At 72.4% G+C, this 23,906-nt stretch carries 24 protein-coding genes and 3 tRNA genes; 6 read left to right on the forward strand and 21 right to left on the reverse strand.

Annotation, left to right across the window (positions count from 1 at the left end; all coding sequences use genetic code 11):
• Positions 1-168: 168 nt before the first annotated feature.
• A complete protein-coding gene (locus ACZ55A_RS14235) occupies positions 169-1,404 on the forward strand; it encodes a pyridoxal phosphate-dependent aminotransferase (protein ID WP_468838949.1) in 1,236 nt (411 codons plus the stop codon).
• 131 nt (positions 1,405-1,535) lie between these two features.
• Entirely contained in the window at positions 1,536-2,579 is a 1,044-nt protein-coding gene (locus ACZ55A_RS14240) for an adenosine deaminase (protein WP_468838952.1), read from the forward strand.
• A gap of 63 nt (positions 2,580-2,642) precedes the next feature.
• Here the strand turns inward: ACZ55A_RS14240 and ACZ55A_RS14245 are convergent, their stop codons facing one another.
• The 6 genes from ACZ55A_RS14245 to ACZ55A_RS14270 form a co-directional block, all read right to left on the reverse strand.
• Positions 2,643-3,707, reverse strand: a complete 1,065-nt coding sequence (locus ACZ55A_RS14245) for a UDP-N-acetylmuramate dehydrogenase (protein ID WP_468838955.1) — start codon at positions 3,705-3,707, stop codon at positions 2,643-2,645.
• Positions 3,708-3,775: 68 nt separating this feature from the next.
• A complete protein-coding gene (locus ACZ55A_RS14250; protein WP_468838957.1) occupies positions 3,776-4,210 on the reverse strand; it encodes a MaoC family dehydratase in 435 nt (144 codons plus the stop codon).
• Between the two features lies 1 nt (position 4,211).
• Positions 4,212-4,664, reverse strand: coding sequence for an FAS1-like dehydratase domain-containing protein (locus ACZ55A_RS14255; protein ID WP_468838960.1), 453 nt, complete (start codon positions 4,662-4,664; stop codon positions 4,212-4,214).
• 84 nt (positions 4,665-4,748) lie between these two features.
• A complete protein-coding gene (gene rpmG / locus ACZ55A_RS14260; protein ID WP_006604855.1) occupies positions 4,749-4,913 on the reverse strand; it encodes a 50S ribosomal protein L33 in 165 nt (54 codons plus the stop codon).
• 88 nt (positions 4,914-5,001) lie between these two features.
• A tRNA-Met gene (locus ACZ55A_RS14265) sits at positions 5,002-5,074 on the reverse strand.
• Between the two features lie 46 nt (positions 5,075-5,120).
• Positions 5,121-5,193: transfer RNA gene (locus ACZ55A_RS14270), tRNA-Thr, on the reverse strand.
• Between the two features lie 184 nt (positions 5,194-5,377).
• On the opposite strand from ACZ55A_RS14270, the gene ACZ55A_RS14275 reads away from it, so the two are divergent.
• Positions 5,378-6,640, forward strand: coding sequence for an amidohydrolase family protein (locus ACZ55A_RS14275; RefSeq protein WP_468838963.1), 1,263 nt, complete (start codon positions 5,378-5,380; stop codon positions 6,638-6,640).
• A 95-nt stretch (positions 6,641-6,735) separates the two neighbouring features.
• Positions 6,736-7,398: an NAD(P)H-binding protein gene (locus ACZ55A_RS14280; protein ID WP_468838966.1), complete on the forward strand. Its 663-nt coding sequence runs from the start codon at positions 6,736-6,738 to the stop codon at positions 7,396-7,398.
• An 81-nt stretch (positions 7,399-7,479) separates the two neighbouring features.
• On the opposite strand, the gene ACZ55A_RS14285 is transcribed toward ACZ55A_RS14280, so the two are convergent.
• Positions 7,480-7,561, reverse strand: a tRNA-Tyr gene (locus ACZ55A_RS14285).
• A 190-nt stretch (positions 7,562-7,751) separates the two neighbouring features.
• Between ACZ55A_RS14285 and ACZ55A_RS14290 the strand changes: the two genes are divergently transcribed.
• Positions 7,752-8,240 (forward strand): YajQ family cyclic di-GMP-binding protein, encoded by a 489-nt coding sequence (locus tag ACZ55A_RS14290; protein ID WP_385860563.1) that lies wholly within the window; start codon positions 7,752-7,754, stop codon positions 8,238-8,240.
• Between the two features lie 128 nt (positions 8,241-8,368).
• The gene (locus ACZ55A_RS14295) at positions 8,369-9,118 is read left to right on the forward strand and encodes an antibiotic biosynthesis monooxygenase (RefSeq protein WP_468838969.1); all 750 of its coding nucleotides are present in this window, start codon (positions 8,369-8,371) and stop codon (positions 9,116-9,118) included.
• Between the two features lie 39 nt (positions 9,119-9,157).
• On the opposite strand, the gene ACZ55A_RS14300 is transcribed toward ACZ55A_RS14295, so the two are convergent.
• The 14 genes from ACZ55A_RS14300 to ACZ55A_RS14365 form a co-directional block, all read right to left on the reverse strand.
• Positions 9,158-9,550 (reverse strand): YccF domain-containing protein, encoded by a 393-nt coding sequence (locus ACZ55A_RS14300; RefSeq protein ID WP_468838972.1) that lies wholly within the window; start codon positions 9,548-9,550, stop codon positions 9,158-9,160.
• A gap of 130 nt (positions 9,551-9,680) precedes the next feature.
• Positions 9,681-10,547 carry a zinc metalloprotease HtpX gene (htpX, locus tag ACZ55A_RS14305; protein WP_468838975.1) on the reverse strand — a complete coding sequence of 289 codons (867 nt, stop codon included), beginning with the start codon at positions 10,545-10,547 and terminating at the stop codon, positions 9,681-9,683.
• 148 nt (positions 10,548-10,695) lie between these two features.
• The gene (locus ACZ55A_RS14310) at positions 10,696-12,225 is read right to left on the reverse strand and encodes an NADH-quinone oxidoreductase subunit N (RefSeq protein ID WP_468838978.1); all 1,530 of its coding nucleotides are present in this window, start codon (positions 12,223-12,225) and stop codon (positions 10,696-10,698) included.
• On the reverse strand, positions 12,225-13,850 hold the full coding sequence (locus ACZ55A_RS14315) for a complex I subunit 4 family protein (RefSeq protein ID WP_468839163.1): 1,626 nt from the start codon (positions 13,848-13,850) through the stop codon (positions 12,225-12,227). Before ACZ55A_RS14315 ends, ACZ55A_RS14310 begins: the two co-directional genes overlap by 1 nt.
• Positions 13,851-13,874: 24 nt before the next feature.
• On the reverse strand, positions 13,875-15,872 hold the full coding sequence (locus ACZ55A_RS14320; RefSeq protein WP_468838980.1) for an NADH-quinone oxidoreductase subunit 5 family protein: 1,998 nt from the start codon (positions 15,870-15,872) through the stop codon (positions 13,875-13,877).
• Positions 15,869-16,240 (reverse strand): NADH-quinone oxidoreductase subunit NuoK, encoded by a 372-nt coding sequence (gene nuoK, locus ACZ55A_RS14325; protein ID WP_468838983.1) that lies wholly within the window; start codon positions 16,238-16,240, stop codon positions 15,869-15,871. The genes ACZ55A_RS14320 and nuoK overlap by 4 nt, the downstream gene beginning before the upstream one ends.
• A complete protein-coding gene (locus ACZ55A_RS14330; protein ID WP_468838985.1) occupies positions 16,240-16,860 on the reverse strand; it encodes an NADH-quinone oxidoreductase subunit J family protein in 621 nt (206 codons plus the stop codon). Before ACZ55A_RS14330 ends, nuoK begins: the two co-directional genes overlap by 1 nt.
• On the reverse strand, positions 16,857-17,468 hold the full coding sequence (locus ACZ55A_RS14335; RefSeq protein ID WP_468838987.1) for a NuoI/complex I 23 kDa subunit family protein: 612 nt from the start codon (positions 17,466-17,468) through the stop codon (positions 16,857-16,859). The genes ACZ55A_RS14330 and ACZ55A_RS14335 overlap by 4 nt, the downstream gene beginning before the upstream one ends.
• Positions 17,465-18,433 (reverse strand): complex I subunit 1/NuoH family protein, encoded by a 969-nt coding sequence (locus ACZ55A_RS14340; RefSeq protein ID WP_468838990.1) that lies wholly within the window; start codon positions 18,431-18,433, stop codon positions 17,465-17,467. Before ACZ55A_RS14340 ends, ACZ55A_RS14335 begins: the two co-directional genes overlap by 4 nt.
• Complete coding sequence (locus ACZ55A_RS14345) at positions 18,430-19,599, reverse strand: NADH-quinone oxidoreductase subunit C (RefSeq protein WP_468838993.1); 1,170 nt, start codon at positions 19,597-19,599, stop codon at positions 18,430-18,432. The genes ACZ55A_RS14340 and ACZ55A_RS14345 overlap by 4 nt, the downstream gene beginning before the upstream one ends.
• Positions 19,592-20,275: an NADH-quinone oxidoreductase subunit B gene (locus ACZ55A_RS14350; RefSeq protein WP_468838996.1), complete on the reverse strand. Its 684-nt coding sequence runs from the start codon at positions 20,273-20,275 to the stop codon at positions 19,592-19,594. Before ACZ55A_RS14350 ends, ACZ55A_RS14345 begins: the two co-directional genes overlap by 8 nt.
• Positions 20,266-20,667 (reverse strand): NADH-quinone oxidoreductase subunit A, encoded by a 402-nt coding sequence (locus tag ACZ55A_RS14355; RefSeq protein WP_468838998.1) that lies wholly within the window; start codon positions 20,665-20,667, stop codon positions 20,266-20,268. Before ACZ55A_RS14355 ends, ACZ55A_RS14350 begins: the two co-directional genes overlap by 10 nt.
• 262 nt (positions 20,668-20,929) lie before the next feature.
• Entirely contained in the window at positions 20,930-22,330 is a 1,401-nt protein-coding gene (locus ACZ55A_RS14360; RefSeq protein ID WP_468839001.1) for a hypothetical protein, read from the reverse strand.
• A 439-nt stretch (positions 22,331-22,769) separates the two neighbouring features.
• Positions 22,770-23,888 carry a secretion protein snm4 gene (locus tag ACZ55A_RS14365; RefSeq protein ID WP_468839004.1) on the reverse strand — a complete coding sequence of 373 codons (1,119 nt, stop codon included), beginning with the start codon at positions 23,886-23,888 and terminating at the stop codon, positions 22,770-22,772.
• Positions 23,889-23,906 lie beyond the last annotated feature (18 nt).

Below are 23,906 nucleotides of genomic sequence, written 5' to 3' on the forward strand. Positions count from 1 at the left end.
CCTACCGCATGCGGCCGACTGCACTACGTGCGTTCGTCGCGGCGACCTGTTAGGAGCCAACGGTCAGCGAGTGTACGTGTTTCCGGGCCGGGCGTCGAACAGGATTGTCCCGGTGACGCCCCGCAAACCCGTGTGCCGGGCTCGTGAGGGGTCTGCAACGATGCATCTATGAGCGCTGCAACCCCTCCCGTACCGTCCCCCACCGACCGCCGGGTCTCGGCCCGCGTCGGCTCGATCTCCGAGTCCGCGACCCTCGCCGTCGACGCCAAGGCGAAGGCCCTCAAGGCCGCCGGACGCCCGGTGATCGGCTTCGGCGCCGGTGAGCCCGACTTCCCCACGCCCGACTACATCGTCGAGGCGGCGATCGAGGCCTGCCGCAACCCGAAGTACCACCGCTACACCCCGGCCGGCGGCCTCCCCGAGCTGAAGTCCGCGATCGCCGCGAAGACGCTGCGTGACTCCGGCTACGAGATCGAGCCCGCGAACGTCCTGGTGACGAACGGCGGCAAGCAGGCCATCTACGAGGCGTTCGCGGCGATCCTGGACCCGGGCGACGAGGTCATCGTCCCGGCGCCGTACTGGACCACCTACCCCGAGTCGATCCGGCTCGCGGGCGGTGTGCCGGTCGAGGTTGTCGCCGACGAGACCACCGGCTACCGCGTGAGCGTGGAGCAGCTGGAGGCGGCCCGTACGGAGCGCACCAAGGTGCTGCTGTTCGTCTCCCCGTCGAACCCGACCGGCGCGGTCTACACCCGCGAGCAGGTCGAGGCGGTCGGCCGCTGGGCCGCCGAGCACGGCCTGTGGGTGCTGACCGACGAGATCTACGAGCACCTGGTCTACGGCGACGCCGCATTCTCGTCACTGCCGGTGGTCGTGCCGGAGCTGCGCGACAAGTGCATCATCGTCAACGGCGTGGCGAAGACGTACGCGATGACCGGCTGGCGGGTGGGCTGGGCGATCGGTCCCAAGGACGTCATCAAGGCCGCCGCGAACCTCCAGTCGCACGCCACCTCCAACGTCTCCAACGTCGCGCAGGCCGCGGCCATCGCGGCGGTCTCCGGTGACCTCGCGGCCGTCGAGGAGATGAAGGTCGCCTTCGACCGGCGCCGCAGGACCATCGTGCGGATGCTCAACGAGATCGAAGGGGTGCTCTGCCCGGAGCCGGAGGGCGCGTTCTACGCCTACCCGTCGGTGAAGGAGCTCCTGGGCAAGGAGATCCGCGGCAAGCGCCCGCAGAGCAGCGTCGAGCTGGCCGAGCTGATCCTGGAGGAGGCGGAGGTCGCGGTCGTCCCGGGTGAGGCCTTCGGTACCCCCGGCTACCTGCGGCTTTCTTATGCGCTGGGCGATGAGGACCTGGTCGAGGGCGTGTCCCGGATCCAGAAGCTGCTGGCGGAGGCCAAGTAGGCACCTCCCCATTTCGGTAGGTGATCGGAGCGGGCGGTCGGAGGATTCCGGCCGCCCGCTCATCCGTTCTCCCGGACACCTCATCGGGAAAGGGCCTACCGGCGTGCCGCCCGATACGGCAAGATCCTCAGATGGAGAGCATTCGTGCCCGCGACGGAGCCGCCGCGCGAGACCTGCGCCGGCTGCCGAAGGCCCATCTGCACCTGCACTTCACCGGCTCGATGCGGTCCGCGACCCTGCTGGACCTCGCCGACAAGTACGGCGTCCATCTGCCGGAGGCCCTGCGGGGCGGTGAACCACCCAGACTGAGGGCCACCGACGAGCGCGGCTGGTTCCGCTTCCAGCGGCTGTACGACATCGCGCGCTCGTGTCTGCGCGCGCCCGAGGACATCCAGCGGCTGGTGCACGAGGCCGCCGAGGAGGACGTCCGCGACGGATCGCGCTGGCTGGAGATCCAGGTCGACCCGACGTCGTACGCCCCCCGGCTGGGCGGGCTGATCCCGGCGCTGGAGATCATCCTGGACGCGGTGCGCAGCGCCTCGCGCGACACCGGTCTGGGCATCCGCGTGCTGGTCGCGGCGAACCGTATGAAGCACCCGCTGGACGCCCGTACGCTGGCGCGGCTCGCGGTGCGCTACGCGGACCAGGGCGTGGTCGGCTTCGGGCTCTCCAACGACGAACGCCGGGGGTTCGCCCGGGACTTCGACCGCGCCTTCGCCATCGCCCGGGAGGGCGGGCTGCTGGCGGCGCCGCACGGCGGTGAGCTGTCGGGGCCGGCCAGCGTCCGGGACTGTCTGGACGATCTGCACGCCGGGCGGGTGGGGCACGGCGTACGGGCCGCGGAGGACCCCGTACTGCTGCGCCGGCTGGCCGCGCGCGGGGTGACCTGCGAGGTCTGCCCGACGTCGAACGTGGCGCTGGGGGTCTACGAGAAGCCCGAGGACGTGCCGCTGCGGACGCTCTTCGACGCCGGGGTGCCGATGGCGCTGGGCGCGGACGACCCGCTGCTGTTCGGCGCCCGGCTGGCCGCGCAGTACGAGATCGCCCGCACCACGCACGGCTTCACCGATGCCGAACTGGCCGAGCTGGCCCGCCAGTCGGTCCGCGGCTCACGCGCGCCCGAGGACGAGCAGCAGCGGCTGCTGGCGGAGATCGACGCCTGGCTGGCCTCGTAGGCCCTGAGCGGCGCGCCTGGGGCCCTGAGCGGCGTGCCTGGGCGGTGCGGCCGGGCGGGGTGGCTAGAGGCTGACGCCGACCGTCACCGGTTCGTTGACGAGGGTGATGCCGAAGGCCGCGTGGACGCCGTCACGGACCTCGCGGGCCAGGGCGAGCAGGTCCTCGGTGGTGGCCGTGCCGCGGTTGGTGAGCGCGAGGGTGTGCTTGGTGGAGATACGGGCCGGGCCACTGCCGTAGCCCTTGGTGAAGCCGGCCCGGTCGATGAGCCAGGCCGCCGAGGTCTTCACCAGGCCGTCACCGGCCGGGAAGGCCGGCGGGGCGACCTCGGGGCCCAGGCGCTCCCGGACGCGCTCCAGGAAGGCGGCGTGCTCGGCCTCGGTGAGGATCGGGTTGGTGAAGAAGGAGCCGGCCGACCAGGTGTCGTGGTCCGCCGCGTCGAGCACCATGCCCTTGCCCGCGCGCAGGGCCAGGACGGTTTCCCTGGCGACGGCGGCCGGGACCCGGTCCCCGGGCTCGACGCCGAGGGCGCGGGCGGTCTCGGCGTACTTCAGGGGCGCGGAGAGCCCGCCGGCGTCCTCCAGGGCGAAGCGCACCCGCAGCACCACGAACCGGTCGGGGTGGGCCTTGAAACGGCTGTGGCGGTAGGAGAAGCCGCACTCCTCGCCAAGGAGCGTGACCGTCTCGCCGGACCGGCGGTCGTAGGCGACCACCTCGGTGATCGTGGCGGAGACCTCCTGGCCGTACGCGCCCACGTTCTGGATCGGGGTGGCGCCCGCCGAGCCGGGGATGCCGGCCAGGCACTCGATGCCGGCCAGTCCGGCCTCGACCGTACGGGCGACCGCCTCGGACCAGTTCTCGCCGGCGGCGAGCTCCAGCGCCGTGCCGTCGAGCGTGAAGCCGCTGGTGGCGATGCGCAGGGCGGTGCCGTCGAAGCCCTTGTCGCCGATGACGAGGTTGCTGCCGCCGCCGATGATCAGCAGCGGGGTGCCGGCGTCGTCGGCCGCGCGGACGGCGGCGATCACCTCGTCGTCGGTGGTGGCCGTGACGAGGCGGCTCGCCGGGCCGCCGAGGCGGAAGGTGGTCAGCGGGGCGAGGGGGGCGTCGTGTTCTACGTGGCGTTCCTGCACGCGCCCAAGAGTACGGGGGCGGTCGGACAGTCCCCTCCGGCCGCCCCCGGCACCCGCCCGCGGCCGGCTCAGGCCAGACGGACCACGGCGCGGGACATGCCCAGCACCTTCTGGCCGGCACTCATCGCGGTGAGGTCGACCCGGACCGTACGGGCGTCGTCGTCGAGCTTGGCCGCGACCTTGCCGCTGACCTCGATCTGCGCGCCCTCGTCGTCGTTGGGGACGACGACGGGCTTGGTGAAGCGCACCCCGTATTCGGCGACCGCGCCCGGGTCACCGGCCCAGTCGGTGACCACCCGGATCGCCTCGGCCATGGTGAACATCCCGTGGGCGATGACGTCGGGCAGTCCGACCTCCTTGGCGAACTTCTCGTTCCAGTGGATCGGGTTGAAGTCGCCGGAGGCGCCCGCGTAGCGCACGAGCGTCGCGCGGGTCACCGGGAAGGTCTGCGCCGGGAGTTCGGTGCCGACCTCGACGTCGTCGTAAGAGATCTTCGCGGTCATTTCAGGCCTCCTCGGCGCGACGGGACACCAGCTTGGTGAAGGCGGTCACGACGTGTTCGCCCGCCTCGTCGTGCACCTCGCCGCGGATGTCGATGATGTCGTTGCCCGCCATGGTCTTGACCGCCTCGATGGTGGAGGTGACGGCCAGCCGGTCACCGCTGCGCACCGGCCGGGTGTAGGCGAACTTCTGGTCGCCGTGCACCACCCGGCTGTAGTCCAGGCCCAGTTGCGGGTCCTCGATGACCTGTCCGGCGGCCTTGAAAGTGATCGCGAACACAAAAGTCGGCGGCGCGATCACATCGGGGTGACCGAGAGCCTTGGCCGCTTCGGCGTCGGTGTAAGCGGGGTTGGGGTCCCCGATCGCCTCGGCGAATTCGCGGATCTTTTCCCGGCCGACCTCATAGGGCTCGGTGGGCGGGTATGTGCGGCCGACAAAAGACTGGTCGAGCGCCATGGGCTCGCAACCTCCGTGTACTGATGGTGATAACGCCGTGAGGCCGCCCCCACGAATGGGGACGGCCTCACGGACTAGCCTGTGTTATCGCGTCTCGCGATGCGCAGTGTGCGAGTTGCAGCGCGGGCAGTGCTTCTTCATCTCAAGACGGTCCGGGTCGTTACGCCGGTTCTTCTTGGTGATGTAGTTCCGCTCCTTGCACTCCACGCAGGCCAGCGTGATCTTCGGGCGGACGTCGGTGGCAGCCACGTGAGTGCTCCTTGACGGACGGATGGACGGATGAACGCAGAAAAGAGTAGCCGATCGAAGGACCGACCCCACAATCGGCTACTGTCAGTAGCGGTGACCGGACTTGAACCGGTGACACAGCGATTATGAGCCGCTTGCTCTACCGACTGAGCTACACCGCTGTGATGCGAGGGGACCCCGCCCGAAGGCGGGAACCTCACACATCAGAGCCCCAATACGGAATCGAACCGTAGACCTTCTCCTTACCATGGAGACGCTCTGCCGACTGAGCTATTGGGGCGAGCGATGAAGACATTACACGGCCCGCCGCCAAACGTGAAATCCGTATCCCGGCAACGCCCCAACAGCCCCGCGCACCACACCGGTACGACTATTTCGCGCCTGCGCGAAGCTCTCCCGGCGGCGCCCTAGTCTCGGAAGCACGCTGCGTGATCTTGCACGCCCGGGTGCCTTCGAGGAGCGCGATGTCCGACAGCAGTTCGCCGCAGCCGCAGCCGGGAAAGCCGGGCGGCACCGGCCGGTTCACCAGGTCGGACAGCGGCGCACTGGTCCTGTGCGGCGCCCGGCTCGCCGACGGCCGCACCGTGGACGTACGGCTGGGCAGCGGGCGCATCGAGGCCGTGGGGACGGCCGGCAGCCTCGCCCCGCAGGGCGCCCGGGTCGACCTCGCCGGCTATCTGCTGCTCCCCGCCCCCGCCGAGCCGCACGCGCACTGCGACACCGCACTGACCGCGGACTCCGACGGCCCCGCCTCCGGCTCCCCCGAGGACGTCCAGCGGCGGACCACCGAGGCCGCGTTGCTCCAGCTGGGGCACGGCGCCACCGCCTCCCGCAGCCACGTCAGGATCGGCGACGTACAGGGCCTGCGCTCCCTGGAGGCGGTGCTCCAGGCGCGCCGTTCGCTGCGCGGGCTCGCCGATCTGGCGGCGGTCGCGGTGCCGCGGGTGCTGACCGGCGTCGCCGGCGCCGACGGCCTGGCGATGCTCCGCGACGCCGTCAAGATGGGCGCCTCGGTCATCGGCGGCTGCCCGGACCTGGACCCCGATCCGGCCGGCTATGTCGAGACGGTCCTGGAGCTGGCGGATGAACACGGCTGCCCGGTGGATCTGCACACCGACGGTGACGACCCGGCCCGGCTGGCCCGCTTCGCAGCGATGTCCGGCGGGCTGCGGCCGGGTGTGGCGCTCGGCCCGTGCGCCGGTATGGCGCGGATGCCGCGCAGTGTCGCCGGCCGGGTCGCCGAGCAGCTGGCCGCCGCCGATGTCGCCGTCGTATGCCTGCCGCAGGGCGACTGCACGGGGCTGGAGCGGTACGGCTCACGGGTGGCGCGGCCGGCTCCGGTACGGCTGCTGCGGGCCGCCGGGGTGCGGGTGGCGGCCGGCAGCGGGGCGCTGCGGGACGTGGCGAACCCGGTGGGGCGCGGCGACCCGTTGGAGGCCGCGTACCTTCTGGCATCCCTGGGCGAGGCGACCCCGGAGGCCGCCTACGAGACGGTGAGCTCGGCGGCGCGCATGACGCTGGGCCTGCCGGAGGTACGCGTCGAGGCGGGCTTCCCGGCGGAGCTGCTGGCCGTACGCGGTGAGCGGATCGCCGGGGTGCTCTCGCTCGCGTACAGCCGGATCGTGATCCACCGCGGGCGGGTGGTCGCCCGCACCAGCGCGGTGCGCGAGTACTGCGACTCGGCGGCGGAGGTGGCGCTGGAACTGCCCCGGCAGTCGCAGCGCTGAGCGGCTGATTCCGGGGAGGGGCCGGGGGCGGGAAGGCGCCCCTCGACCGGCCGGTCCCGCATCCGCCGACGGCGCTTCGGCGTACGGTCGGGATCATGCGCATTGTCATCGCAGGTGGACATGGTCAGATCGCGCTGCGGCTGGAGCGTTTGCTCGCCAAGCGCGGGGACGAGGTCGCGGGCATCATCCGGCGGCCGGAGCAGGCCGGCGACGTGCTGGCCGCGGGCGCCGAGCCGGTGGTCTGCGACCTGGAGTCGGCGTCCGTGGAGGACGTCGCCCGGCACATGGACGGCGCGGACGCGGCCGTCTTCGCCGCGGGCGCCGGGCCGGGCAGCGGCATCGAGCGCAAGGACACGGTGGACCGCGGCGCGGCGGCGCTCTTCGCGGACGCGGCCGAGGCCGCAGGCGTACGGCGCTTCCTCGTCATCTCCGCCATGGGCGCGGACCGCGAGCCCCCCGAGGGCACCGACCCGGTCTTCGCCGCGTACCTCCGCGCGAAGGGCGCCGCGGACGCGGACGTACGGGCCCGCGCGGGCCTGGACTGGACGATCCTGCGGCCCGGCCGGCTGACCGACGACGCCGGGTCCGGCCTGGTCACCCTGGCCGACGCCACCGGCCGGGGACCGGTGTCCCGCGACGATGTGGCGGCCGTCCTGGCGGAGCTGCTCGCCGAGCCGGGCACCATCGGCCGCACGCTGGAGCTGATCAGCGGGGACGTACCGGTCGCGGACGCGGTACGGGCGGTGGCGGGGTCCTGAGGGGCCCGGGCCCATGAGGCAGGGGTAACGAAAGGGGCCCCTGAACCGTATTTCTACGATTCAGGGGCCCCTTCACACCTGTGGCGGCGCCAGGATTCGAACCTGGGAAGGCGAAGCCGGCAGATTTACAGTCTGCTCCCTTTGGCCGCTCGGGCACACCGCCAGGGTTTGCTGCCGGGAGAGCCGCTTGGGGGCGGTGCTCCGTGGCAACGACGTAAACCATACCCGATGGCTGGGGGTGGTTCGCCACTCGATTCGAGAGCGCTGGATCTTGGCCGGGTGGCTAGGCTTGGCAGGCGGTCCGGGGACGGTCCGCACCCCTGACGGATCTACGTACGAGGAGCCAACTCAACATGGCCGACTCCAGTTTCGACATCGTCTCGAAGGTAGAGCGGCAGGAGGTCGACAACGCCCTCAACCAGGCCGCCAAGGAGATCTCGACGCGCTACGACTTCAAGGGCGTGGACGCCTCGATCGCATGGTCGGGCGAGAAGATCGAGATGCGGGCCAACGCCGAGGAGCGCGTCAAGGCCGTGCTCGACATCTTCCAGTCCAAGCTGGTCAAGCGCGGGATCTCGCTGAAGGCGCTGGACGCCGGCGAGCCGCAGGCCTCGGGCAAGGAGTACAAGATCTTCGCCTCCATCGAGGAGGGGATCTCCCAGGAGAACGCGAAGAAGGTCGCCAAGATCATCCGCGACGAGGGCCCCAAGGGCGTCAAGGCGCAGGTGCAGGGCGACGAGCTGCGGGTCAGCTCGAAGAGCCGGGACGACCTTCAGGCGGTGCAGCAGCTGCTCAAGGGCAAGGACCTGGACTTCGCCATTCAGTTCGTGAACTACCGGTAGCAGCCCGGTTTCCGGGTGCCATGGATGGGGCGGCGCGCTTCGGCGTGCCGCCCCACCGGCGTTCGGGGGCGGTCCGGTGCCCGGGCGAAGGTTGACCTCGATCGCGGTTGAGGTTGCAGGCTCGGGCCATGACTTCTTCACGGACTTCTTCGCGTGGTGCGCAGGGCGGGCCGGTGGCCGCCCCTCAGGACGGGTTTCTCGTGGATGTGTTCCCCGAGGTGCGGCGGCCGGATGCCGGGACCGTACTGATCAGTGAGTGGGACGCGGGCGGCCCCGAGGGGCAGCGGGCCGTCCTGGACGGTGTCGCCCGGGCGTGGGCGCAGACGCCGCTGCCCGCGGGCTTTCTGTCGCGGGTGCTGTTCGCCGGGACGGACGGGCGCAGCGTGCTCAACTACGCGCAGTGGACGAGCGACGTGGCGCACCGGGAGTTCGTACGGAGCGAGGACACCGGGCTGAGCGGGCGGATCGCGGCGGTGCTGGACGCCGTGGGGGACGTCGGCAATGCCGGGCCGGGCCGTTACCGGCTGTACCGCAGCATGCTGCCCCAGGGGGAGCCGGAGGTCCCGGGCTGCGTCGTCCGCGTGGCCTTCCGGACCACGGGGCACGAAGCGGCCCGGGAGCTCGTCGACGGCCTGTTCGGCCTGCTCGGCGAGCGGCAGCAGGGAACGGGCGGGATCGGCTCGCACTTCCACCTCAGCGAGGACGGCACCCGGGTCGTCAACTACAGCGAGTGGACGTCCCCGGAGGCCCACCAGCGGGTGGTGGACACCTCGCTCCGGGCAGGCGGCGAGGTGCAGAACCTCATCGCGAGCCTGCCCGGGGTCGAGCCGGCCGGGTTCAAGCGGTTCGTGACCCCGCGGGGGCTCGTACGGGTGTGACCACGGGGGGACCCGTACGGCCGGCGGCCGGGCTCGGCGTCAGCGGGTGGCGAACGGCTGGTCCGTGGGGACGATGTCGCGGCCCAGGGGGACGAGGGAGATCGGGATCATCTTGAAGTTGGCGATGCCGAACGGGATGCCGATGATCGTCACGCACAGGGCGAGACCGGTGACGATATGGCCCAGGGCCAGCCACCAGCCCGCGAAGATGATCCAGATGACATTGCCGATCGCCGAGCCGACGCCGGCGTCGTGCCGCACGACGGTCGTACGACCGAAGGGCCAGAGGGCGTAGCCGGCTATCCGGAACGACGCGATGCCGAACGGGATCGTGATGATCAGGATGCAGCAGATGATGCCCGCGACGACATAGCCGAGCGCCAGCCAGAGGCCGCTGAGGACCAGCCAGAGGACGTTGAGGAGGGTTTTCATGATCGGCAGCCTTCCACGGGCACGGCGGAGAACGTAACTGCCCTGCTAGACGCACCGGGACCGGTGAATCGTTGCACTCATGATGCGACGGGCGGGAGGGGGCTGCCACCGGCCGGCCGGCCCGTGGGTCTCAGGGGCGGTGGTGGCCCGCCATCCGTTCGAGGCGGGTGATCCGCTCGCGCATCGGGGGGTGGGTGGAGAAGAGCCGGGACCTGCCCTCGCCGGCCCGGAAGGGGTTGGCGATCATCATGTGTCCCGCGTTCTCCAGACGCGGCTCGGGCGGCAGCGGGAGCTGCTGGGTGCCGATCTCCAGCTTGCGCAGGGCGGAGGCCAGGGCGAGCGGGTCGCCGGTGAGCTGGGCGCCCGAGGCGTCCGCCTGGTACTCGCGGGAGCGGCTGACGGCCAGCTGGATCAGCGCGGCGGCGACCGGGCCGAGGATCATGATCAGCAGCATGCCCAGGATGCCGGGGCCCTCGTCGTCTTCGGAGCGGCCTATCGGGATCAGCCAGGCGAAGTTGACCAGGAACATCACGACTGAGGCCAGCGCGCCCGCGACGGAGGAGATGAGGATGTCGCGGTTGTAGACATGGCTGAGCTCATGGCCGATGACGCCGCGCAGTTCGCGCTCGTCGAGGAGCTGGAGGATGCCGTCCGTACAGCAGACCGCGGCGTTGCGGGGGTTGCGGCCGGTGGCGAAGGCGTTGGGTGCCTGGGTCGGGGAGAGGTAGAGCCGCGGCATGGGCTGGCGGGCCGCCGTCGAGAGCTCGCGGACCATCCGGTAGAGCTGTGGCGCCTCGAACTCGCTGACCGGGCGGGCCCGCATGGCCCGCAGGGCCAGCTTGTCGCTGTTCCAGTACGCGTAGGCGTTGGTGCTCAGGGCGATCAGGACGGCGACGATCAGGCCCGTACGGCCGAAGAAGCTGCCGATGACGATGATGAGTGCGGACAGCCCCCCGAGGAGTACGGCCGTCCTGAGCCCGTTGTGCCGGCGGTGCACGGTACGCCCTCCAAGCGGTGCGGCAGGGGAACCCTGTGCTTCGTTGCTCCACTCTCAGTGGACCCTTACGCACTGGTCAACGCGAGATGAAGGGGCCTGGTTCCCTTGTGCACGGCGAGGGGCCCGGGAGGCTCCCGGGTCCTTCCCCCTAGAGCAGCGCGCCGGACGCGAACCGCAGGACGAGCTGCGGGGCGCCGGAGAGGGCGACGCCGAGGACGGTGGCGAGGCCGATGGCCGTGGCGAGCGGGGCCGGGATCCTGGCGTGCGGCGGCCGCTGGGCCTCCGGTGCGGCCCCGGCCTCCTCGGCGCCCCGGAAGAGCACCGCGGTCCACTGGAGGTAGTAGTAGAGCGCGATCACGACATTGACGGCCATGAGCACGGCGAGCCAGGCCAGTCCGGCGTCGACGGCCGCGGAGAAGACCACGACCTTGGCGAACAGGCCGATGATGCCCGGCGGCAGACCGGCCAGGCAGAGCAGGAAGAAGCCGAGGGCGAGCGCCACCAGGGGGCGCCGGTGGTACAGGCCCCGGTAGTCGGCGATGCGGTTGGCGGGGCGCGTACGGGCCACCAGGGCCGCGACCGCGAAGGCGCCGAGGTTCACCGCCGCGTACATCAGGGCGTAGGCGACGGTGGCGCCGATGGCGTGCGCCGGACGGTGCGCGTAACCGGCCGCCGCGAGGGGGACCAGGAGGTAGCCGGCCTGGCCGACCGAGGACCAGGCGAGCAGACGTACCGCGCTGTGCGCACGCTGCGGGTCCTGGCGCAGGGCCGCGACATTGCCGACGGTCATGGTGAGCGCGGCGAGCACGGCCAGCGCCGGGCCCCAGACGTCGGCGTACGCGGGGAAGCCCTGGACGGTGACGAGGATCAGGCCGGAGAAGCCGACGGCCTTGCCGACCACGGAGAGGTAGCCGGCGATCGGCAGCGGCGCGCCGACGTAGGTGTCCGGCACCCAGAAGTGGAACGGGGCGGCCGCGGTCTTGAAGGCGAAGCCGACCAGGGTGAGCGCGACGCCGGCGCTCGCCAGGGTGGCCAGCCGCGGGTCGGGCAGGCCGGTGAGGGCGTGCGCCACCTTGGAGAGGTACAGGCTGCCGGTGGCGGCGTACAGGAAGCTCACGCCGAGCAGCATCACGGCGGTGGCGGCCACCGAGGAGAGGAAGAACTTCAGCGCCGCCTCGGAGGAGAGCCGGTCCCCGCGCCGCAGCCCTACGAGGGCGAACGCGGGCAGCGAGGCCACCTCCAGGGCGATGACGAGGGTGGCGAGGTCCCGGGAGGCGGGCAGCAGGGCGGCGCCGGCGGCCGACGACAGCAGCAGGAACCAGTACTCGCCGGTGGGCAGGTCGTGGTCCTTGATGGTGTCGATGGACAGCAGGGCGGTCAGCAGCGCGCCGGCGAGCACCAGGAACTGGATGACCAAGGTGAACGGGTCCGCCACATAGCTGCACACGTCGGGCTGCCCGGTGAGGCAGAAGGTGCGGCGGTCGCCGTTCAGGAGGGGCAGGAGCGAGAGGGCCGCGAGCGCGAGGCCGGCCGTGGCGATCCAGCCCAGCAGCGGCTTGCGGGCCGCCGGGAGGAAGAGGTCGGCGACGAGCACCACCAGGGCGACGGTCGCGGCGAGGGTGGGCGGCGCGATGGCGAGCCAGTCGACGGACTGGACCAGAGAGGTGACCTGACTCATCACTTACCGCCTCCGAGGAGCTGCTGGACGGCCGGGTCGGTGAGGCCGAGGAGGGCCGCGGGCCACAGTCCGGCGAGGACGGTCAGGACGGCGAGGGGGCTCCAGGCCGCGTACTCGTAGCGCGCGAGGTCGGGGAGGACGGCAGCGGTGACCGGCGCGGACTCTCCCGGGGCGGGGTCGTCCGGGTCGCTCCCGGCGCCGAGCGGCGCGGTCGTGGCGAGGTGCGGGGTGCCGCCCATGCAGACCCGGCGGACGACCAGCAGCAGATATGCGGCGGTCAGCAGGGTGCCGAGGCCGGCCAGGACCATGAACGTCAGGAAGGCGGGGCGGCTCAGGCCGGCGGCCGGCCGGAAGGCGCCGAACATGGCGAGCATCTCGCCCCAGAAGCCGGCCAGTCCGGGGAGGCCGAGCGAGGCGACGGCCCCGAAGGCGAGCAGGCCGCCGAAGCGGGGGGCCTTGCCGTAGAGGGCGGCGCCGGTGGTGCCGGCGAGGGTGTCGAGGTCGGTGCTGCCGGTGCGGTCCTTGAGGGCGCCGACCAGGAAGAAGAGCAGCCCGGTGATCAGACCGTGGGCGATGTTGGCGAACAGGGCGCCGTTGACGCCGGTGGGGGTCATGCTGGCGATGCCGAGCAGGACGAAGCCCATGTGGCCGACGGAGCTGTAGGCGATCAGGCGCTTGAGGTCGCCCTGGGCACCCTTGCGGACCAGGGCGAGGCAGGCGAGCGAGCCGTAGATGATGCCGACGGCGGCCAGTGCGGCGAGGTACGGCGCGAAGGTGTGCATGCCTTCGGGGGTGATCGGCAGCGCGATCCGGACGAACCCGTACGTGCCCATCTTCAGCAGGACGCCGGCCAGCAGCACCGAACCGACGGTGGGGGCGGCGGTGTGCGCGTCGGGCAGCCAGCTGTGCAGTGGCCACAGCGGGGACTTGACGGCCAGTCCGATGCCGATGGTGAGCACCGCGAGAAGCTGAACGGTGTGGCTGAGCTGGGCTTTCGGGCCGTTGTCAGTGGCGAGTGCCACCATGTCGAACGTGCCGGATTTCACGCCGATGAGGAGGAGGCCGAGCAGCATCACGACGGAGCCGAGCAGCGTGTAGAGGATGAACTTCCAGGCCGCCGCCTGCTTTCCCGCACCGCCCCAGCGGGCGATGAGGAAGTACATCGGGATGAGGACCATCTCGAAGGCGAGGAAGAAGAGCATCAGGTCCAGGACGGCGAAGGTGGCGAGGGTGCCGGCCTCCAGGACGAGCAGCAGGGCTACAAATGCCTTGGGAGACGGGCCCGTTGGCATGTGGAAGTACGAATAGAGCGCGCAGAGGAAGGTCAGCAGCGCGGTCATGACGACGAGGGGAAGCGAGATGCCGTCGACGCCGAGGTGGATATGGACGCCGAGCGCCGGGATCCAGCTGAGGTCGGTGGTGGCCTGCATACGGGCCGGGTGAGCGTGGTCGAAGCCGGCGGCCAGCGCGACGGCGGCGGCGAGCACAACGCCGGTGACGGTCACTCCGTGGCGCAGGACGGCCTGGTCGGGGTTCTTGCCCTTCAGGCCGGGCGGGGCCGGCAGCAGCGCGGCGAGCGCGCCGACAAGGGGGAGGACGACGACGGCCGCGAGGAGGATCTGCATGGCGGTGTGAGTCAGGTGCATCGGTCAGGCTCCCGTGCCCGTAGCGACGAGGACGGCGGCGATGGCCAGGACGAGCGAGCCCGCGAGCAGCGCGCCGAGGTAGGTCTGCACGTTTCCGGTCTGGGCGCGGCGGACCGCGGCGCCCAGCAGGCGGGGGGCGGCGCCCGCGCCGCGGACGTAGGCGTCGACGACCTCGCGGTCCAGGAAGCGGACGAGCGTGGCGGCGGCGCGTACGGGGCGGACGAACAGCGCGGAGTAGACGGCGTCGAGGTGGAAGCCGACGGCCGCGTGGCGGTGCAGCGGGCCGAGGAGGAGGCGGCCGGGGTCCGCGGGGTCGGCGGCGCCGGCGATGTTCCCGTAGACCGGGGCGTGGGTGGCGATGGCCGTCTCCTCGGCGAGGCCGGGGGCCGCGTCCGGGTCGACGACGACCGCCCCCATCGGGGTGCGGGCGGCGAGGGCCGTGGTGTGCCGCCAGGCGGCGTAGGTGACCAGGCCGCCGACGAGGGCGACACCGGTGCCCAGGACGGAGGTGGTCAGGGTCGGAGCGAGCGAGCGCCCGTCGAACCAGTCGGGCAGGAGGGGGGCCGCGAGGCCGAGCGCGAGGGTGGGGACGAAGAGCACCCACAGGACGGCGTTCATGACCACCGGCTGCGGGCCGTGGTCGGGGGCTTCGACGCCCTTGCCCTTGAACGCGAGCAGCCACAGGCGGGTGGCGTAGGCCGCGGTGAGGAGGGCGGTGAGCAGTCCGGAGAGCAGCACGGTCCAGCCGGCGGCGCCGGGGATGCCGTGCGCACCACCGGTGGCGGCGTGCTCGGCGGCGCCCAGGACGGCTTCCTTGGAGAAGAAGCCGGCGAACGGCGGGATCGCGGCGAGCGCGAGCAGCGCGACGGTGACGGTCCAGTACGCGTCCGGGATGCGCCGGGCCAGACCGCTCATCCGGGACATGGCGGCCAGCGAGTTGGTGCCGGCGGCGTGGATGATCACGCCCGCGCCGAGGAAGAGGAGGGCCTTGAACGCACCGTGCGTCATGAGGTGGAACATGGCGGCGCCGCGGTCGCCGACGGCCAGCGCGCCGAGCATGTAGCCGAGCTGGCCGACCGTCGAATAGGCCAGGACCCGCTTGATGTCGTCCTGGGCCAGCGCGGCCAGACCGGAGCCGACCATGGTGACCGCGGCCATGACGGCGAGGACGACCAGCGCGGCCGCGGAGGCCGCGAAGACCGGGAGGAGACGGGCCACGACATAGACACCGGCCGCCACCATCGTCGCGGCGTGGATCAGCGCGGAGACCGGCGTCGGGCCGGCCATCGCGTCCGGGAGCCAGGTGTGCAGCGGGAACTGCGCCGACTTGCCCGCGACGCCGCCGAGCAGCAGCAGGGCGATCAGCGTCGGATGTTCCAGTCCGCCGTTGGCGACCGAGCCGAGGATGCCGGTGATGCGGAAGGTGCCGGTGTCGGCGGCCAGCGCGAAGATGCCGAAGAGGAAGGGGACATCGCCGAGCTTGGTGACCAGGAAGGCCTTGAGGGAGGCGGCGCGGGCGGTCTCGGTCTCCCAGTAGTGGCCGACGAGGAAGTAGGAGCAGATGCCCATGACTTCCCAGCCGACCAGCAGCACCATCAGGTCGCCGGTGTAGACGACCAGCAGCATCGCCGCGGTGAACAGCGAGACCAGCGCGGCGTAGGAGGGGTAGCGCGGGTCGTCACGCAGATAGCCGGTGGAGTAGAGCTGCACACAGGTCGCCACGAGCCCGACCAGCACGGCGATCAGTGCGGCGAAGCCGTCGATGTGCAGGGCCAGGTCGATGGGGACCGAGCCGGTCGGGGTGAGCCGGGTGGCGACGTCGGTGGCCGGGCCGCCGCCCTGGCCGACGGCGACGACCACGGTCAGCGCGGCCGCGGCCAGCGTCGGCAGCACGGCCAGCGGCCGTACGAAACCGGGCGCGGTGCGCCCCAGGAGGAGGCCGGCGACGGCCCCGAGGAAGGGCAGGAGGGGAACGAGAACGGCGGTGGTCGTGAGCGTCACGCGGTGGCCTCCGCCTTGGTGTCCGGCTGCGCTGTCGCCTCGGCGGCGTCCGTCCCGTCCGGCCGCTCGGCGAGGTCACGGAGCCGGTCGATGTCGGAGCTGCCGCGGTTGCGGTAGACGAGCAGCACGATCGCCAGGCCGATGCCGATCTCGGCGGCGGCGATGGCGATGGTGAAGAGGGTGAGCGCCTGGCCGGCGTGCAGGGTGTCGCGCAGCCAGACGTCGAAGGCGACGAGGTTGAGGTTGACGGCGTTGAGCATCAGCTCGACGGACATCAGCACCAGGATCGCGTTACGGCGGGCGAGCACGCCGTACAGACCGGTGCAGAAGAGGAGGACGGCGAGGACGGCCGGATAAGCGAGGTGCATCAGCGCTGCTCCTCTCGCGGGGCGGGGGCATCAAAAGCGCGGGCGCCGTCCCTGAGGGCCGCCGCGGGGGCCTTACCCTCACCGCCCTTGCGGGACAGCACGATCGCCCCGACGAGCGCGGCGAGCAGCAGTACCGACAGCGCCTCGAAGGGCAGCACCCAGTACTGGAAGAGGCTGCGCCCGGAGACCTCGGTGGAGCCCTGGGCGGCGCCGTCGAGGTTGATCCAGGTGGCGCGGAAGGCGTCGACGACGACCCAGACCAGGGCGCCGGCCGAGGCGAGCGCCACCACGAGCGCGGCCCAGCGGTTGCCCGAATCGGCATCCGGGGAGCGGCCGATGGGCGCCTTCGTCAGCATCAGCCCGAAGAGCAGGAGGACGACGACGGAACCGACGTAGATCAGTACCTGCACCCAGGCGATGAACTCGGCCGTGAGGAGGAGGTATTCGATCGCGACCCCGCCGAGGGCGACGACCAGCCAGAGGGCGGCGTGCACCAGCTGCCGGGTGGTGACGGTGATGACGGCCGCGCCGAGCGTGCCGATACCGACGAGGAGGAAGGCGATTTCGACACCGGTGGGCGAGAGGAAGCCGTGGCCTGCTGCGGTGGCGGCGAGCGTCACGTGCCCTCCCCTGGGTTCTCCGGTCGTTCCTGGTCCCCGTCCTGGGCCGCGGCTTCGGCCTGGGCCTGTGCCTCGGCCTCCGCGGCCTGCTGGGCGGCGAGCTTGTCCGCGGCCTTACGGGCGGCGGCGATCTCCTTGGGCTCCTCGGCCGCCGGGTCGAGGGCCGGCGGCTCGGGCACCGTCCACATCCACTCCCGGAGCTTGTCGCGCTCATGGGTCAGGTCGCGGATGTCCGTCTCGGCGTACTCGAACTCCGGCGACCAGAAGAGCGCGTCGAAGGGGCAGACCTCGATGCAGATCCCGCAGTACATGCACAGCGCGAAGTCGATCGCGAAGCGGTCCAGCACATTGCGGCTGCGCTCACGGCCTCCGGGCGCGGCGGGCGGCACCGTCTCCTTGTGGGAGTCGATGTAGATGCACCAGTCCGGGCACTCCCGCGCACACAGCATGCAGACCGTGCAGTTCTCCTCGAACAGCCCGATGACACCGCGCGTACGAGGCGCGAGGTCGGGCTGGACGTCCGGGTACTGCGCGGTGACCGAACGCTTCGTCATCGTCCGCAGGGTGACGGCCAGGCCCTTGGCGAGGCCGGATCCGGGGAAGCTCATGAGGAGATCACCACCTTGACGATGCCGGTGAGGGCGATCTGGGCGAGGGCGAGCGGGATGAGGGCCGTCCAGGCGAGCTTCTGCAACTGGTCCTCGCGCAGCCGCGGATAGGTCACCCGCAGCCAGATGACGCCGAAGGCGAGGATCGCGGTCTTCAGCAGCGTCCACAGCCAGCCCAGGCCGTCGGCGCCGAACGGGCCGTGCCAGCCGCCGAGGAAGAGTACGGAGGTCAGCGCGCAGAGGACGACGATGCCCGCGTACTCGGCGAGCAGGAAGAGCGCGAAGCGCAGCCCGGTGTACTCGGTGTACGCACCGAAGATGATCTCCGAGTCGGCGACCGGCATGTCGAACGGCGGCCGCTGGAGCTCGGCGAGCCCCGCGGTGAAGAAGACCACGCCGCCCACGATCTGCCACGGCACCCACCACCAGTGGAAGGCTTCGATGATGCCGGGCAGCGACAGCGTGCCGGCCGCCATCGCGACCGACGCCGCGGCGAGCAGCATCGGCAGCTCGTACGCGAGCAGCTGCGCGGCGGTCCGCAGACCACCGAGCAGCGAGAACTTGTTCGCCGAGGCCCAGCCCGCCATCAGCGAGCCGAGCACGCCCACGCCCATGACCGCGAGGACGAAGAAGATCCCCGCGTCCAGGTCTTGTCCGACGGCGTTGTGCGGCCCTATCGGGATGGCGACCAGGACCAGGAGGTACGGCAGCAGGGCGACGGCGGGCGCGAGCTGGAAGATCCGCCGGTCGGCGCCGGCCGGCACGATGTCTTCCTTCTGCGCGAACTTCACACCGTCGGCGACCAGCTGCGCCCAGCCGTGGAACCCACCCGCGTACATGGGCCCGAGCCGGCCCTGCATATGGGCCATGACCTTGTGCTCGGTCTGCCCGATGACCAGGGGGAACACCAGGAAGACGGCAAAGACGGCGAGGAGGCGCAGCGCGATGTCGAGAGCGTCGCTCATGGGGTGTCGCCTCCTGCCGGGTGCTCGGGCTCGGTCTTCTCGTCGGGGGCGGGCTCCGTCGCGGGGGCGGGGCGCTGCTCGGGCTCGGGCTTCGGTTCCGGCTCAGGCTGCGGTTCCGGCGTGGGCTCCGTCGGCTTCGCCGGCTCCTCGAAGGCCGGGCGGGCGTGGTGCCACGGCGCATCGGAGGAACGCGGCGCCGGCGCCGGGGCGCCCGTCGCCGGAGCCTCAGCCTCCTCGGCCTTGGCCCCGTCCGTCGCCGCCGGCCGCTGACCGGCCGATCCCTCGCTCGCCGAGCGGGTACGACGTACCGGGCGCTCCGGGCGCTCCGGCCGCTCGGCACGCGCCGGTGCGGCCGCCGGAGCCTCGGGGGTTCCCGCCGCCTCCCCCGCCGTCTGCTGGCTCGCCGAACCCGCGCTCGCGGTGCGGGTACGCCGGGCCGGACGCTCGCCCGCCGCGGCTCCGGCCGCACGGGCACCGCCGGCCGCCCGCGCACCCCGCGCCGGACGCGCCGGTGCGGGCGGCAGCTGGCCCTTCAACGGACCCCACTCGTTCGGGTCCGGGACACCCGGGGGCAGCATCTGCCGGCGCTTGGGCCCGCCGTGCTCGGACTCCCCTGGCTCCTTGGCTCCCGGCCACGCCTTGGCGACCCGCGCCGCCAGTACGAAGTCCTTGCGCAGCGGGTGCCCCTCGAAGCCCTCCGGGAGCAGCAGCGGCACGAGGTGGGGGTGTCCTGTGAAGTCCACACCGAACATCTCGTGCGTCTCGCGCTCGTGCCAGCCGGCGCCCGCGTACACCCCCACGGCGCTGGGCAGCGCGGCCGTCTCGTGCGGGACCGTCGTCCGTACGACCAGCCGGCGGACGGTGCCGGGGTGCGCCACATCGGCGAGGTGCGCACAGATCCGGAAGCCGGTGCCGGGCTCGTCGACGGCGCTCAGCCAGTCGAAGTAGGTGCAGCCGAGGTCGTCACGGGCGGCCGTCAGCGCGCTGAGCCAGCCGTCCACCGGAACGTCGACGGTCAGCAGGTCGTACGCCAGCTCGGCGGTGGCGCCGGTTCCGAAGAGCTCGCTCGCGGGCCGCGGCAGCCAGCCGACGACGGGCTCCGCGGCGCTCTCGGCCCCCTGAGCCTGCTCGGGCTGCTGAGCCTGCTCGGGCTGCTGCTCACTCATCGGAGCTCCTCCCCGAAGCCTTCGGCTGCTCCGCCGTCTCCGGCTGCTCCGCCGTCTTCGGCGCGGGCGGCGTCACCAGCCCGCTGCGCAGTGCGGCCGCCGAAGGCCGGCCGGCGCCGCCCTTCTTGTACCGCTCCCCCAGCGACTCGCGCGCGATCTTCTCCTGGAGCTTGAGGATGCCCTGGAGCAGCGCCTCGGGCCGCGGCGGGCAGCCCGGTACGTACACATCGACCGGGATGATCTGGTCGACGCCCTTGGTGACCGAGTACGAGTCCCAGTAGGGACCACCGCAGTTGGAGCAGGCCCCGAAGGAAATCACGTACTTCGGCTCGGGCATCTGCTCATAGAGCCGCTTGACCGCGGGCGCCATCTTGTCGGTGACGGTGCCGGAGACGACCATCAGGTCGGCCTGGCGCGGGCCGGGCGCGAACGGGATCACGCCGAGCCGGATGAAGTCATGGCGCGCCATGGACGCGGCGATGAACTCGATGGCGCAGCAGGCCAGACCGAAGTTGAAGACCCACAGGCTGTAGCGGCGGCCCCAGTTGAGGACCACCTTCATCGGTTCGGGCGCGAGCCGGGCGAGGGTGCCCAGCCGGCGCGGCTCCGGCAGGAACTGGGGCGCGGCGCCCTCGGCCGCGGCTGCGGAGCTGTTGGAGGCGGGGGTCACGTCCATTCCAGGACGCCCTTCTTCCATGCGTAGAGCAGGCCGACGGCGAGGAAGCCGAGGAAGATGAACATCTCCACCAGCGTCACCCCGCCGAAGCCGGGGGCGGCGAAGATCGTCGCCCAGGGGAACAGGAAGATCGAGTCGACGGCGAAGATGACGTAGAGGAAGGCGTAGACGTAGTAGCGGACCTGGGTGTGCGCCCAGCCCTCGCCGACCGGGTCCACTCCGCACTCGTACGTCAGCATCTTCTCGGGCGTCGGCACGACAGGCCGCAGCAGCCGCCCGGCCCCGAAGGCCACGGCGACGAAGAGCACACCGATCACGGCGATGATCCCGACGACCGAATAGCCCTGGAAATAGTCCGCGGCGACGGTAGTGCGTACGGTCGCGTCCGGCACGTCCGCCCCTCGCTCCCTGACTGCGCTTGTTCAACGACTTCGACGATCTGTACGGACGGGAGTCTAGGCCCTGCCCAGGCCGCCCCGAGCAGCCGCGTCGTCGCCGACGGTGAGCTTGTCCCTACTTCGCCCTACCTGGGCGGCAGGCAGCGTAGACGCCCTGTTCGATTGTCTCAGAGTGTGTCTCACGGAGCGGACGGACGGACCGGACCGGCGGGGCAGGGCGGGCGAGGCGGGGCGGGAGGCACCGCGGAGCGGCGGCTCAGCGGAGCGGGCCGCCATCGAAGGGACTCCGGCTCCCGGGATCGGCGGGGCCGGGGCTCGCGGGGGCGGGGCCCGCGGGGGCACCAGGGGCGCCCGGGCCCTGTGGAGCCGCCGTGTGCGGCGGTACGGGAGGACGCACCGGGGCGGGGGACTGGGCCGGAGCGGGAGCCGGGGCCGAGCCTTGCGCATACGTCGTCCCCGCCGGGCCTTGTACATACGTCGCCCCCGCCGGGCCTTGTACATACGTCGCCCCCGCCGGACCTGGTACGTACGTCGTCCCCGCCGGGCCGTGCACGTACGTCGCCCCCGCCGGGCCCTGCACCGATGTCGTCCCCGGCTGCCGATGCTGCCGCCGGCCCGGGTCCCGCGAGACCGCGCGGTCCATCACCTCGGCCGCGATCCGCGCCGCCGCCTCCCGCGTCCGCTCGCCGAGCAGCTCCGTACGGATCGCGCCGCCGGCCGCCAGATGACGGTCGTACGGCAGCGGCAGCACCGCCGCACCGCCGGCGCCCAGATGCTCGGCGGCCTTGCGTACCTCGACGCCGCTGTCGGGTGAGGAGTGGGTGAGCACGACCACCGTGGTCGGCAGCAGGCCTGGGTGCAGACCGCCGACCCAGTTCAGTACGGAACGGGTGGCCGCCACGCCCTCCGGGGTGGCCGGGGTCACCAGCACCCGCGCCTGTGTCGTCACCAGCGCGGTGCGCGCCACCTCGGCGGGCAGCGTCTCGCAGTCCACGACCGTGGCCGCGAAGTGCCGGCGCAGCGATGTCATCACGACCCGGTAGGTGTCGAGGTCGAGCCGGGTGCCGATGGCGCCCTGGCTGCCGGGCAGCAGCCAGCCGCCGCCGGCGAACGGCAGCAGATAGCCGGTCAGGTCCGTGATCAGCATCGACGGATCGACGATCTGCGCCAGATCGCTGCCGGACCAGCGCACCTCGCGTGCGCCGAGGCGGTGCGGCAGCGTGCCGAGCGCCGGATCCGCCTCGACGGCGAGCACGGGGTCGGAGCGGAAGTGCGCGTAGGTGAGCGCCAGGAGGGCGGCAACGGTGGACTTGCCGGCGCCGCCGCGGATGCTGGACACCGCGATCTGCCGGCCGGACGTCACGGGCTGCTGGATGGCGTGCGCGGCCTGGGTGACGGCGGCCGTCTCGGCGGCCGGGGACGAGGCGAACACCCGGCGCAGCGCGCGGCCGGCCCGGCGGGCCAGTGGGTCACCGCGTCGGGGCCTGGGCTGTCCGTCGGCCAGTTCGGGCGGCAGAAGGGGTACCGAGATCGGTGTCCGCGCCGGTAGCCCGGGCCGGCCGTAACGGCTGGGCGCGGGGGCCTCGCCCACGGGGGCCGGAGCCTGGTGGGCGGGGGCGGCGGGGGCCGAAGGAGCGGACGCGGACGGCTGGGGCATGCCGATATGCGGCTGCGGTGCGGCCGGGGACGCCTGCGGCTGGGGGGCCGCGGGCGGTGCCGGGGCAGGAGGCGGCCCGGCCGGTGGCGGGGGCGCGGACGACGGCATCGACCCTGCGGAAGACGAAATCGACCCGGCGGACGGCGGCATCGTTCCGGCGGGCGACGGCATCGCCCCGGCGGCCGGTATCGGTGTGGCAGCCGGCCCCGGGGCAGCGGGCATCGGCCCCGCGGTGGGGAGGGCACCAACACCTGGCCCGGACGCCCCGTCCTTCGCGCTCATCGCATCCCCACCTCCTCCCACTCCGCTTCCAGCTCCCTCTTCCGCGCCTGCTCCTGCTTCTGCTCCCGCGCTTGCTCCCGCGCCTGCTTCTGCGCCGGCGCCAACTCCCTCGCCATACGCTCCCGACGACGTCACGGCCCCTCCACCACCCTCCGGGTCAGGACCCGCCGAACAGCGGGCCGTAGAGCCCGAAGGCCCCGAGGGCCACCGGGATCAGCGCCACCACGCTCACCGACTCCACCACATCCAGCCACCGCCACAGCCGGTCCCGCAACGGCTCCGGTACCCGCACCGCGAGCACCACAACAGGCAGCGCGGCCAGCAGACCCAGCGCGGCCAGGCCGAGCGCCGGCGCCCCGCCGTCGGTGGCCCAGAGCAGCACCAGGCGGACGCACACCGCCAGCCCGGCCGCCAGCACCGCGACGACCTCCACCGCCAGCGGATACGCACGCGCCCGCGACCAGAGGACGACGCACAGCAGCAGTGCGCCGAGCACCGTCCACAGACCGGGCGTCCGCACCGCCAGCACCCCGGCCGCGCCCGCCGAGGCCGCCATCGCGACCGTGGCCAGGGCCAGTTCCCGGTGGGCGGCGCCCCACGCCGCACCAACCTGGTGCCTGCTGACGGGCGTACCGCCGGAGCGCTGGTCGTCGAGCCGGGTCAGACCGGCCGTCCTCAGGGCGAGCCGCGGCAGCCAGCCGAGGACGAGTACGGAGGCGAAGCCGAGCGCAACTCCCGTACGTGCGACGGTGGTCAGGGCGAGCCCCGCCTCCCATGCGCCCACGGCGAGCGCGACGGACACCGCGCCTATGAGGCCGGCGCGTCCCAGGCCCGTCAAGAATCCGAGGAGGGCGAGCACCGCCGCGAGGGTCAGTCCGACGGCGGCGAGCCTGGCACCGGCGCCCGGGGCGCCCTGCCACGCGGCGGCCACACCGAGGACACCACCGAGCAGCACCAGGGCGGCAGCCGGCGCGGGCCGTCCACCGCGCCCGGCGAGCGCGCCCACCGCGACCCCCGCGCCCGCGACCACGACGGCGGCAATCCCGAGTCCCAGGGCGGCACCGTCCGCGTACCAGGTGTGCGCGCAGGAGCCGGCGACCGCCGCGAGCAGCACACTCGCCGTCATCGCGGTCCAGTTCCTGCTGTGCTCGCCCCAGCCCCAGCCGCGGACTTCGAGGGGGCCGGCCACGGCGTCGGTGAGGTCACACGCCATGGCGTCAGGCTGCCGCGCGGCGAACTCCGGCTTCAGCAGCCGGCCGTCGTAACTCCCCGCCATCGCCCCTCGCCCCTCCCG

Source organism: Streptomyces sp. NPDC034111, assembly GCF_055575375.1.

Bases quoted from the DNA above. Each gene is read 5' to 3' on its own strand.
- ACZ55A_RS14235 (WP_468838949.1), top strand. From the start codon at position 169: ATGAGCGCTGCAACCCCTCCCGTACCGTCCCCCACCGACCGCCGGGTC.
- ACZ55A_RS14240 (WP_468838952.1), top strand. From the start codon at position 1,536: ATGGAGAGCATTCGTGCCCGCGACGGAGCCGCCGCGCGAGACCTGCGC.
- ACZ55A_RS14250 (WP_468838957.1), bottom strand. From the start codon at position 4,210: ATGACCGCGAAGATCTCTTACGACGACGTCGAGGTCGGCACCGAACTC.
- ACZ55A_RS14255 (WP_468838960.1), bottom strand. From the start codon at position 4,664: ATGGCGCTCGACCAGTCTTTTGTCGGCCGCACATACCCGCCCACCGAG.
- ACZ55A_RS14275 (WP_468838963.1), top strand. From the start codon at position 5,378: ATGTCCGACAGCAGTTCGCCGCAGCCGCAGCCGGGAAAGCCGGGCGGC.
- ACZ55A_RS14280 (WP_468838966.1), top strand. From the start codon at position 6,736: ATGCGCATTGTCATCGCAGGTGGACATGGTCAGATCGCGCTGCGGCTG.
- ACZ55A_RS14290 (WP_385860563.1), top strand. From the start codon at position 7,752: ATGGCCGACTCCAGTTTCGACATCGTCTCGAAGGTAGAGCGGCAGGAG.
- ACZ55A_RS14295 (WP_468838969.1), top strand. From the start codon at position 8,369: ATGACTTCTTCACGGACTTCTTCGCGTGGTGCGCAGGGCGGGCCGGTG.
- ACZ55A_RS14300 (WP_468838972.1), bottom strand. From the start codon at position 9,550: ATGAAAACCCTCCTCAACGTCCTCTGGCTGGTCCTCAGCGGCCTCTGG.
- ACZ55A_RS14310 (WP_468838978.1), bottom strand. From the start codon at position 12,225: ATGAGTCAGGTCACCTCTCTGGTCCAGTCCGTCGACTGGCTCGCCATC.
- ACZ55A_RS14315 (WP_468839163.1), bottom strand. From the start codon at position 13,850: ATGCAGATCCTCCTCGCGGCCGTCGTCGTCCTCCCCCTTGTCGGCGCG.
- nuoK (WP_468838983.1), bottom strand. From the start codon at position 16,240: ATGCACCTCGCTTATCCGGCCGTCCTCGCCGTCCTCCTCTTCTGCACC.
- ACZ55A_RS14335 (WP_468838987.1), bottom strand. From the start codon at position 17,468: ATGAGCTTCCCCGGATCCGGCCTCGCCAAGGGCCTGGCCGTCACCCTG.
- ACZ55A_RS14340 (WP_468838990.1), bottom strand. From the start codon at position 18,433: ATGAGCGACGCTCTCGACATCGCGCTGCGCCTCCTCGCCGTCTTTGCC.
- ACZ55A_RS14345 (WP_468838993.1), bottom strand. From the start codon at position 19,599: ATGAGTGAGCAGCAGCCCGAGCAGGCTCAGCAGCCCGAGCAGGCTCAG.
- ACZ55A_RS14350 (WP_468838996.1), bottom strand. From the start codon at position 20,275: ATGGACGTGACCCCCGCCTCCAACAGCTCCGCAGCCGCGGCCGAGGGC.
- ACZ55A_RS14360 (WP_468839001.1), bottom strand. From the start codon at position 22,330: ATGCCCCAGCCGTCCGCGTCCGCTCCTTCGGCCCCCGCCGCCCCCGCC.
- ACZ55A_RS14365 (WP_468839004.1), bottom strand. From the start codon at position 23,888: ATGGCGGGGAGTTACGACGGCCGGCTGCTGAAGCCGGAGTTCGCCGCG.